Annotated in this window: 9 protein-coding genes; 5 read left to right on the plus strand and 4 right to left on the minus strand. The window is 70.6% G+C overall.

Features of this window, described 5'->3' with window-relative positions; translation table 11 throughout:
• The 3 genes from ND748_RS18000 to ND748_RS18010 all read right to left on the minus strand — a co-directional run.
• Positions 1–328 (minus strand): acyl carrier protein (locus ND748_RS18000; protein WP_251746974.1); only part of this gene is annotated, 328 nt, incomplete at its 3' end.
• Between the two features lie 180 nt (positions 329–508).
• The gene (proS, locus tag ND748_RS18005; protein WP_251746975.1) at positions 509–1,915 is read right to left on the minus strand and encodes a proline--tRNA ligase; all 1,407 of its coding nucleotides are present in this window, start codon (positions 1,913–1,915) and stop codon (positions 509–511) included.
• A gap of 141 nt (positions 1,916–2,056) precedes the next feature.
• Complete coding sequence (locus tag ND748_RS18010) at positions 2,057–2,365, minus strand: hypothetical protein (RefSeq protein ID WP_251746976.1); 309 nt, start codon at positions 2,363–2,365, stop codon at positions 2,057–2,059.
• A 1,026-nt stretch (positions 2,366–3,391) separates the two neighbouring features.
• On the opposite strand from ND748_RS18010, the gene pstS reads away from it, so the two are divergent.
• From pstS to ND748_RS18035, 5 genes are all read left to right on the plus strand, one after another.
• A complete protein-coding gene (gene pstS / locus ND748_RS18015; protein WP_285902314.1) occupies positions 3,392–4,462 on the plus strand; it encodes a phosphate ABC transporter substrate-binding protein PstS in 1,071 nt (356 codons plus the stop codon).
• Positions 4,463–4,757: 295 nt separating this feature from the next.
• Positions 4,758–5,801: a phosphate ABC transporter permease subunit PstC gene (gene pstC / locus ND748_RS18020; protein ID WP_251746977.1), complete on the plus strand. Its 1,044-nt coding sequence runs from the start codon at positions 4,758–4,760 to the stop codon at positions 5,799–5,801.
• Positions 5,798–6,865: a phosphate ABC transporter permease PstA gene (gene pstA, locus ND748_RS18025; RefSeq protein ID WP_251746979.1), complete on the plus strand. Its 1,068-nt coding sequence runs from the start codon at positions 5,798–5,800 to the stop codon at positions 6,863–6,865. Before pstC ends, pstA begins: the two co-directional genes overlap by 4 nt.
• 130 nt (positions 6,866–6,995) lie before the next feature.
• Positions 6,996–7,772, plus strand: a complete 777-nt coding sequence (gene pstB / locus ND748_RS18030; protein WP_251746980.1) for a phosphate ABC transporter ATP-binding protein PstB — start codon at positions 6,996–6,998, stop codon at positions 7,770–7,772.
• Positions 7,773–7,804: 32 nt separating this feature from the next.
• Positions 7,805–8,611, plus strand: a complete 807-nt coding sequence (locus tag ND748_RS18035; protein WP_251746981.1) for a response regulator transcription factor — start codon at positions 7,805–7,807, stop codon at positions 8,609–8,611.
• A gap of 66 nt (positions 8,612–8,677) precedes the next feature.
• Here ND748_RS18035 and ND748_RS18040 read toward each other — a convergent pair.
• Positions 8,678–9,334: A/G-specific adenine glycosylase (locus ND748_RS18040; RefSeq protein ID WP_251746982.1), on the minus strand; the 657-nt coding region annotated here is incomplete at its 5' end.

A 9,334-nucleotide genomic window follows, 5' to 3' on the forward strand; every position in this document is an offset into this window, starting at 1 on the left:
TGTCCGCGGTGGAGATGTCCAGCAGGGACTGGAACCCCTGGCGGAGCTGCGTCCAGGCATCGCTGGGCAGCTCGGCGGGGGGGGGGGGGGGGGCCGCGGCGGGCGGCCCGGCCCGATAGCGGTTGTAGAGCTCACCGACGGTCTCGATTTCCAGCCAGTTCGCCTCGGAGAGGTCGACTCCGAGCTCGATCACGTACAGGCAGAGTTCCAGAAGCCGGAAGGAATCCAGCCCGAGGTCTTCATGGAGCCGGCTGCCACCGGCGATCGCCGAATCGGCGAGACCCAATTTCTGGGCAATAAGCTGCTCGAATTCGTCTTGTCGGAGCATGCTACCTGTTCTGCGTGCGCGAAAGACGGAATCAAAGATGGACGATTTCGGGCAGTTCGGACATTGGTGACGTTAGCAAACGAGCCGAAGGGCCGCAAAGCGGATAACCCGTTTCGGCTAGCGCGCCTGTGTCACGTGCCGTCGATCGCGGGCCAGGCGCCCGCGATCGACGATCGACGGTCAGTAGGAGCGGGCGATCAGGCAGACCAGATCGTCGGGGTCGCCGCCGGCGGGCGGGATCTCGCCGTCGGGCGTCTGCAGGCAGCGGACGGTCAGGGCGTCCTCGGCGAGGCGCGCCTCGCCCTCCTCGCCGACGAGGCGCCACGGGATGCGGGCGAAGCCGGTCTGTGCTGCCTGCGCGGCGTCGGCGACCGTGGTGACATCCGCCGTCCGGCTCTCGCGCAGTGCCAGAGCCTCGGCGTGCAGGCCGGCCTGCACCTCGTCGAGCAGCGCCGGAACCCGGCCGGCCGCCTCCGCCAGCGGCACCGGCGCCTTCACCGAGGTGTCCCGGCGAACCAGAGTGACGTTCCCGGCGGCCAGGTCGCGCGGGCCGACCTCGACCCGCACCGGGATGCCCTTGATCTCGGCGTCGGTGACCCGGCGGCCGAAGGACAGCCCCGGGCGGGCGTCGACCTGTACCCGCAGCCCGGCGTCGGTGAGCGCCGCAGCGATCTCGCGGGCCTTCGCGACCACGGTCTCGTCGTCGCGCACCGGCAGCACCACGACCTGGGTCGGGGCGAGCCGGGGCGGGATGCGCAGGCCGTTGTCGTCGCCGTGCGCCATGATCAGGCCGCCGACCATCCGGGTCGAGCTACCCCAGGACGTCGTCCAGGCCAGGTGCTTCGCTCCGTCCGCGCCGAGGAAGTCGATGTCGAAGGCCCGGGCGAAGTTCTGCCCCAGCTCGTGACTGGTCGCCATCTGCAGGGCCTTGCCGTCGCCCATCATGCCCTCGCAGGTCATGGTGTTCGTGGCGCCGGCGAAGCGCTCCTTACGGGTCTTCGTGCCGATGAGCACCGGGATGGCGAGCACGTCGGTGAGGAAGTCGCGGTAGACCTCCAGGGCGATCCGGCGGGCGTAGGCGGCGGCCTCGGCCTCGTCGACGTGCGCGGTGTGCCCCTCCTGCCAGAGGAACTCGCTGCTGCGCAGGAACAGCCGGGGACGCAGCTCCCAGCGGACCACGTTGGCCCACTGGTTGAGCAGCAGCGGCAGGTCGCGGTAGCTCTGGGTCCACTTGGCCAGGTACTCGCCGATGATGGTCTCGCTGGTCGGCCGCACGACCACCGGTTCCTCGAGCTCCTTGCCGCCGCCGATGGTGACCACGGCGAGCTCGGGGCTGAAGCCCTCGACGTGCTCGGCCTCCCGGCGCAGGTAGCTCTCCGGGATGAACAACGGGAAGTAGGCGTTGACGGCGCCCGCGGCCTTGATCCGGGCGTCCACGTCGGCCTGCATGCGTTCCCAGATCGCATAGCCGTACGGTCGGATGACCATGGTCCCGCGGACGGGGCCGTTGTCGGCCAGCTCGGCCTTCGCGAGCACGTCCTGGTACCAGCGCGGGAAGTCGGTCGCACGGGAGGTGAGTACAGCCACCTCGCCACGATATTGCCTACGCCGGGTGTGGGGTCATCGGGACGGCCGGGTGGGCGCGGCGCGGCACCGGCGGGCCGCTTGGGGTGCCGCTCGGGGTGCCCGCGCCGGCGCTCCGACGGGCGACCCCGAGCGGGGCCCGGGTCAACGGTGACGCAGGCCTCGGCTGTGCTCCAGCGGGTCGGCGGCCGACTCCGGCCGCCCGTCGCGGCTGACCTCCTGGAACACCAGGGAGACGTCGACGTCCCCGTGGTGACTGACCAGGCTGGCCTTGGGCGGGACGAGGATCATGGCCGTGGTCAGGTCGGCCGCGGTGGCTCCCGGCGCCAGGACCAGCTCGTGCCGTATCACCAGGCCGTCGTGGACGGTGACCACCTCGGCGAGGGAGCCGGGCCGTCCGCCGGTGATCGGCCGGGGCTCCGGCAGGAGATCGTCGTTGTCGACGGTGTTCATCTTCTGGCCGTCCTCCTGTATGCGTGTCGGTTCCGATGCGCGTCACGTGCGGCCGGCGGGCCTGGCGGGCGTCGGCTTTCCCCGGGACCGGGATAACTACTTTACGTATCCTCAAAGTTTCTCATTGTTACCATCGTGCGGAATCGTCACTCGCGATCAGACTTTCGGGTTTCAACTCGATGCTGTCAGCTACATCGATGTTGCTAGTAAGCAAAGCACGGGAGCGGGCGGAACGCCACTGGCGATCTCCGGGCAGAGCGGACGTCCGGTGACTGCGGGCGCAAGTCCTGATCATTTGCGTAGCGCTGCGCGCGGGTTGGCCGCTTCGCCGGCTCCGTCCCACTGCGTCGCCGGGCGCAGCGGGACGGGTCGGGCATGACGCACGCGGATGAACATTCGGGATCAGCGGCGCAAGATTCCCGAGCGGCTCGATGTCGTTCGATGACGTCGAAAAGCCAGCATCCGGGCTTCGGGCCGGCCGGCGCGGCGATGCCCGGGCGGCCGCGCCATCCTCCAGCGCGGGTCGCCGACCGTCCCGGCGTCCGCTCCTTCTTGTCATTAACTTGTCCGAGGATTGTCCCGGGGTTCCAGGCCGTAGAGGTGGCGGGTGATGCCCGGCGGTGGCGCCGGTCCGACGTGGTCGACCCCGGTCGGTGCCCGTCGGCGAGCGCTCGCGAAGCAGGCCGGGAGGCGGTGCGGCACCCCCGGTGGAGCCGCGGTGTGGTGCCGTGTCGGGGTGCCGGGGGTGTCGGCTGCCGGTAACGGTGTGTTTAGAGTTCAGTACGCGGTGTTCTGGAGTGGTGGAAACCGGTCCGGTCAACAGGCCATAAATCGTCAGACATGGATGTGTTCCGGTTGGTGACGGGTTGGCGTATGCGCTTGTTCATCTTTCGTTCACTCCGGATCGCTTCGATTCTCGCCGGCACCCCAGTCCGGGGGGCGGACGACATTCGGCGCCGTGAACGGCGCGAGGACGAAGGGTTGCTTGTGATCCGAGGCAAGCGTCAGGCCGCCGTCGGGGCCGCGATGGTGGCACTGCTCACCGTGGCGGCGTGCGGAACTGACGACAACAACGACTCCGGCGGCGGCAACGCGGCGCCGTCGAGTCCGGCGAGCGCGATCTCCTGTGCGAAGGGGTCCGTCACGGGCTCCGGCTCGTCCGCGCAGAAGAACGCGATCGACGAGTGGGTCAAGGCCTACCAGAACGCGTGCTCCGGCGCGACGATCAACTACCAGTCGACGGGCTCCTCGACTGGTCGCCAGCAGTTCATCAGCAAGCAGGTGGCCTTCGCCGGTTCGGACTCCGCGCTGAAGGACCAGCAGAAGACCGACGCGGACGCGCGCTGCACCGGCGGTGCCGCGGTCGACCTGCCGATGGCCGTCGGCCCGGTGGCGCTGATGTACCACGTGTCCGGCGTCGACGGCCTGCAGCTGTCCGCCCCGACCCTGGCGAAGATCTTTGCCGGCAAGATCACCAAGTGGAACGACCCGGCCATCAAGGCGGAGAACAGCGCCGCCTCGCTGCCGGACGCCACGATCGCCTCGGTGCACCGCTCCGACGGCTCCGGCACGACGGACAACTTCACCAAGTTCCTCAAGGGCGCGGGCGGCGCCGACTGGACCTTCGACTCCGGCTCGGACTGGAAGGCCCCCGGCGGCCAGGGTGCCAAGGGCAGCGACGGCGTCACCTCGACCGTGAAGTCGACCGAGAACTCCATCGGCTACGCCGAGCTGTCCTACGCGGAGAACGCCGGGCTGTCGACCGTCAAGGTCAAGAACGCGGCCGGCGAGTACATCGAGCCGAGCACGGACGGTGCCTCCCTGGGCCTGAGCACCGCCAAGATCGCTGACGGCGACGACCTGAAGCTGACCTTCGACTACACCACCGCCACGAAGGGCGCCTACCCGGTCTACCTGGTCACCTACGAGATCGCCTGCACCAAGGGGCTCTCGGCCGACCAGGCCGCGCTGGTCAAGTCCTTCCTGACCTACACCGCCTCGGACGCCGCTCAGTCCTCGATCGGCGACCTCGGCTACGCGCCGCTGCCGGACGCGGTCGCGACGAAGGTCCGCGCGGTCGTCGCCAAGCTGGCCTGACCCACAGCCACCACAGCCACCACAGCCACACAGTCCACAGTCACCCGGCTGCCACCGCCACCACGGCTGCCACGGCTGTCCTGAGCCGGTCCCGGACCACCACGCGGTCCGGGACCGGCCGGGGGCGGCCCGCATGACCCGCATGACCCGACCGGCCCGGCCGGTGCCCGCGGTGGGGAGAACGACCCACCGCGGATTCGTCGATGTACGGCGGCCGCGGCACCCACGTCCCGCCGCGCGTGCCGCGTCCGGGACCTTGATCGGCAAGCCCCGTTCGGGCACCAAGGAGAGGACCATGACGACGGAGCCGGACAGTTCGGCGGACGCCGCCGAGCCGCGGGGGGCCGCCACGGCGACGGCCCCGCCGCAGGACCCACCGCCGGCCGGCGGGCCCACGGTCGCAGCCGCGAGCAAGCCCCGGGTCGGAACGGCCGACCTGATCTTCAAGAACCTGACCCGCACGGCCGGCTTCGGCCTGCTGGCGCTGATCGCCGTGATCGCCATCTTCCTGGTGCTGCGGGCCACCCACGCGCTCAACGCCAACACCGGGAACTTCCTCACCACCGAGGAGTGGTTCCCCAACGCCAGCCCACCGAAGTTCGGTGTGGCCGCGACCCTGTACGGCACGGTCGTCTCGGCGGCGGTCGCGATGATCATTGCGGTGCCGGTCGCGGTCGGGATCGCGCTGTTCATCACCGTGTACGCGCCCCGGCAGCTCTCCTCCGTCCTCGGCTACATCGTCGACCTGCTCGCCGCCGTGCCGAGCGTCGTCTACGGCCTGTGGGGCCTGATCGTCCTCGCCCCGCACATGAAGGGCATCCAGCTCTGGCTGAACGACTACTTCGGCTGGATCCCGCTGTTCAGCGCCGACTCGGTGGGACGCTCGCTGTTCGTCGCCTCCGTGGTTCTGGCGATCATGATCCTGCCGATCGTCGCCGCCCTGTCCCGTGAGGTCTTCCTCCAGGTGCCGATCGCGCACCGCGAGGCGGCCCTGGCCCTCGGCGCGACCCGGTGGGAGATGATCAGGACCGCGGTGCTGCCCTACGGCAAGCCCGGGGTGATCAGCGCGTCGATGCTGGGCCTCGGCCGGGCGATGGGCGAGACGATCGCGGTCGCGCTGGTCCTACCCGCCTCGTTCAACATCTCCGCGCACCTGCTCTCGCCCGCTGGCAACACGATCGCCGCGAACGTGGCGAACGGCTGGGGCGAGGCCAACGACATCGGCCGCGGCGCGCTCATCGCCTCCGGTCTGGTGCTGTTCATCGTCACGATGATCGTCAACATCATCGCGCGGGCCATCGTCGCGCGCCGCCGCGAGTTCTCCGGGAGCTCCGCATGAGCACCGCGACCGTGTCCGGACCAGCCGTCGACAGCGGCCCAGACCGTCTGCGTCTGCGCGGGCAGAGCCTGCCGCGTTGGGTGCCGCTCGCCGTCGCGGCCGGCGCGGTGGTCGTGTCCCTGCTGATCTACCTGCTCACGCCGGTCGACAGCGAGATCCAGATCGTGCTGATGGCCGCGCTCGGATTCCTGATCGCGATGACCGTCGTCTCGACGGTCGTCGAGGGCGGGCGCCGGGCGCGGGACCGGTTCGCGACGACCCTCGTCTACACCGCGTTCCTGCTCGCCGTGATCCCGTTGATCGCAGTGCTGGTCAGCGTCATCAGCAAGGGGGCCGGTCGGCTCGACGCCGGCTTCTTCACCCACTCGATGAACGGCATCGGCGCCCGGGACGTGGGCGGTGGCATCTACCACGCCATCATCGGCACCGTGGAGCAGGTGCTGCTCGCCAGCCTGCTGGCGGTGCCGTTCGGCCTGCTGGTGGCGATCTACCTGGTGGAGTACGGCCGCGGCCGGATCAGCCGGGTGATCAGCTTCTTCGTCGACGTGCTCACCGGCCTGCCGTCGATCATCGCGGGTCTGTTCGTCCTGGCGTTCTGGGTGCTCGCCCTCGACCAGGGCTTCTCCGGGTTCGGGGGCGCGCTCGCGCTCGCCGTGCTGATGATCCCGACGGTCGTGCGCTCCGCCGAGGAGATGCTCAAGCTGGTTCCCAACGAGCTGCGCGAGGCCGGGTACGCGCTCGGCGTACCCCAGTGGCGGACCATCCTGCGGGTGGTCGTGCCCACCGCGCTGCCCGGAATCGTGACCGGCGTCATGCTCGCGGTGTCCCGGGTGGCGGGCGAGACCGCCCCGGTGCTGCTTACCGTCTTCGGCACGAACCTCATCAACTCGAACCCGTTCTCGGGCGAGCAGTCATCCCTGCCGCTGTACATCTACTCCCAGGCCGGTCAGCCGCAGAAGTTCGCGGTCGACCGGGCGTGGGCGGCCGCCCTGGTGCTGATCATCATCATCATGGTGCTGAACCTCATTGCCCGGGTGTTCGCCGGACGCAACCGGCTGAAGTGATCCAGACCGGGCTGGGGGCGGCGCCGCCGACGTCGCCGCCGCCGGCCCGCACCACCCTCGTTCCCGTTCCGCCCCTCGTTTCCGTCCGAGCATCGAACAGCGTCCAGACAGATCGTGAGTCGAGGTTGCCATGGCCACCCGCATCGACGTAACCGGGCTGACGGCGTATTACGGCAAGTTCAAGGCCGTAGCCGACGTGAACCTGTCCATCGAACCGAAGAACGTCACCGCATTCATCGGGCCGTCCGGGTGCGGAAAGTCGACGGTGCTGCGCACCCTGAACCGGATGCACGAGGTGCTTCCCGGCGCCCGCGTCGAGGGGAAGGTGCTGCTCGACGGCGAGGATCTCTACGGGGCCGGCACGGACCCGGTGAACGTCCGTCGCACCGTGGGGATGGTCTTCCAGCGGCCGAACCCGTTCCCCACCATGTCCATCTACGAGAACGTGATCGCTGGCCTGAAGCTCAACGGCGTGCGCAAGAAGGCGCTGCTCGACGAGCGGGTCGAGGAGTCGCTGCGCGGGGCGAACCTCTGGGAAGAGGTCAAGGACCGGCTCGGCCGGCCCGGCGCCGGCCTGTCCGGCGGACAGCAGCAGCGCCTGTGCATCGCGCGGGCGATCGCCGTCGAGCCCCAGGTGCTGCTCATGGACGAGCCCTGCTCCGCGCTCGACCCGATCTCCACCCTGGCCATCGAGGACCTGATCACGAAGCTGAAGTCGAGCTTCACGATCGTCATCGTCACCCACAACATGCAGCAGGCGTCGCGGGTCAGCGACGCCACCGCGTTCTTCTCCCTGGAGAAGACCGGCGACCCCGGCCGCCTCGTCGAGTTCGACAAGACCTCGAAGATCTTCAGTAACCCGACGGAGAAGCGGACCGAGGACTACGTCTCCGGACGGTTCGGCTGACGCCGGCGGAAGTGCACGGGCAGGACGGGCGGATGCTCCCGGTGGGGCGTGGGTCCATCCAACCGGGGGGTGCCGACCGTGCTCCGGTGGTCGAACAGCACGGGGCGGCGGTGCAGGTCAGGTCGACCGGCCGACCCTCGTTACTGATCGCCGACTCCGAGGTGGACGACGGCATGCTGGCCGCCATCGTCGGTGGTGGGGTCGCGGTGAGCGTGGTGGCGGACGGTGCCCAGGCCCTGCTGGAAATCGGCCTCCAGCAGCCTGCCGCACTGCTGATCAGCGCCCGGCTGCCGGTCGTCGACGGGGTCACCGTCGTGCGGACGGTTCGCAGCGTGCCCGGACACGACGACGTGCCGATCCTGCTCGCGGTCGGCCCCGACGACCGGCCGGCCGCCGCGGCCGGCCTGGACGCGGGCGCGAGCGCCTGCGTGGGCAAGCCGTACCGGGTGCCCGAGGTGCTGGCGATGGTCGGCGTCATCGGGACGGGGCGCGCCGGCGCGCAGGCGTCCCAGCCGGCCGGGGACGACGTTCTGCGCGGCGGCCCGGTGCTGCTGGACCGGGCGGCCCACGAGGTTCGCCTCGACGGCACGGTCGTGTCGGTCCCGCCTCGGGAGTTCCGGCTGCTCGCGCTGCTGCTGGAGCAGACCGGACGGGTCGTTCCGCGCGAGACCCTGCTGCGGGAGGTCTGGGGCTCGGCGCACACCGAGACCAACACGCTCGCCGTGCACGTACGCCGACTGCGCCGCCGTCTCGGCGAGGCCGCCGGCGAGCCGACGATCATCGAGAGCATCCGCGGGGTCGGCTACCGGTTCCGCGCCGCGCCCGACCCCACCGTCTAAGGGAACGCCGCTCCGAGATGAACGCCGCTCCGAAGTGAACGCCGCTCTGATGGGTTCGCCGCCGGGTCAGCTCGGCAGGGCGTAGACGCCGGGGGCGACGCGGACGATCAGCCCGTCGTCGATCAGCCCGGCCAGCGCCCGGCTCCGTTGGACCGGGTCGTCCCAGACCTGATCGAGGAGGCCCTGGTCGACCGCCTGCTCGGCGTCGCGCAGAACGGCCAGCAGCCGTCCGCGGACCTGACGGTCCGTGCCGGCGTAACCCTGTGGCCGGCGGGTGGGGCCGGTCCCGGCCGGGCTGCCCGCCTCCACCCAGGCGCAGCGGTGCAGCAGCGGGCAGGCGGCGCAGCGGGGGGCACGGGCCACGCAGACCAGCGCCCCGAGCTCCATCAGCGCGGCGCTGGTCATGGCGGCGGTCTCGGGATCGGCCGGCAGCAGCTCGGCGACGGCGGCCAGATCGCGGCGACTGACGGTGGCCGGGTGGTCCGCCCGGCCCTCCACGGCGCGGGCGAACAGGCGGCGCACGTTCACGTCGACGACCGGGTGGCGCTGGCGGAAGGCGAACGCGGCGACGGCCCGGGCCGTGTAGGTCCCGACTCCGGGCAGGGCCAGCAGCGCGTCAAGGTCCGCCGGGATCTCGCCGCCGTGCCGCTCGACGACAGCCGTCGCGGCCTGGTGCAGCCGCAGCGCCCGGCGGGGATAGCCCAGCCGGCCCCAGGCCCGCAC

It is taken from the genome of Frankia sp. AiPs1 (genome assembly GCF_023716945.1).
GTDB lineage: Bacteria > Actinomycetota > Actinomycetes > Frankiales > Frankiaceae > Frankia.

Excerpts from the sequence above, each read along its gene's own strand:
- ND748_RS18010 (WP_251746976.1), bottom strand. The coding sequence starts at position 2,365 with ATGAACACCGTCGACAACGACGATCTCCTGCCGGAGCCCCGGCCGATC.
- pstS (WP_285902314.1), top strand. The coding sequence starts at position 3,392 with ATGGTGGCACTGCTCACCGTGGCGGCGTGCGGAACTGACGACAACAAC.
- pstC (WP_251746977.1), top strand. The coding sequence starts at position 4,758 with ATGACGACGGAGCCGGACAGTTCGGCGGACGCCGCCGAGCCGCGGGGG.
- pstA (WP_251746979.1), top strand. The coding sequence starts at position 5,798 with ATGAGCACCGCGACCGTGTCCGGACCAGCCGTCGACAGCGGCCCAGAC.
- pstB (WP_251746980.1), top strand. The coding sequence starts at position 6,996 with ATGGCCACCCGCATCGACGTAACCGGGCTGACGGCGTATTACGGCAAG.
- ND748_RS18035 (WP_251746981.1), top strand. The coding sequence starts at position 7,805 with ATGCTCCCGGTGGGGCGTGGGTCCATCCAACCGGGGGGTGCCGACCGT.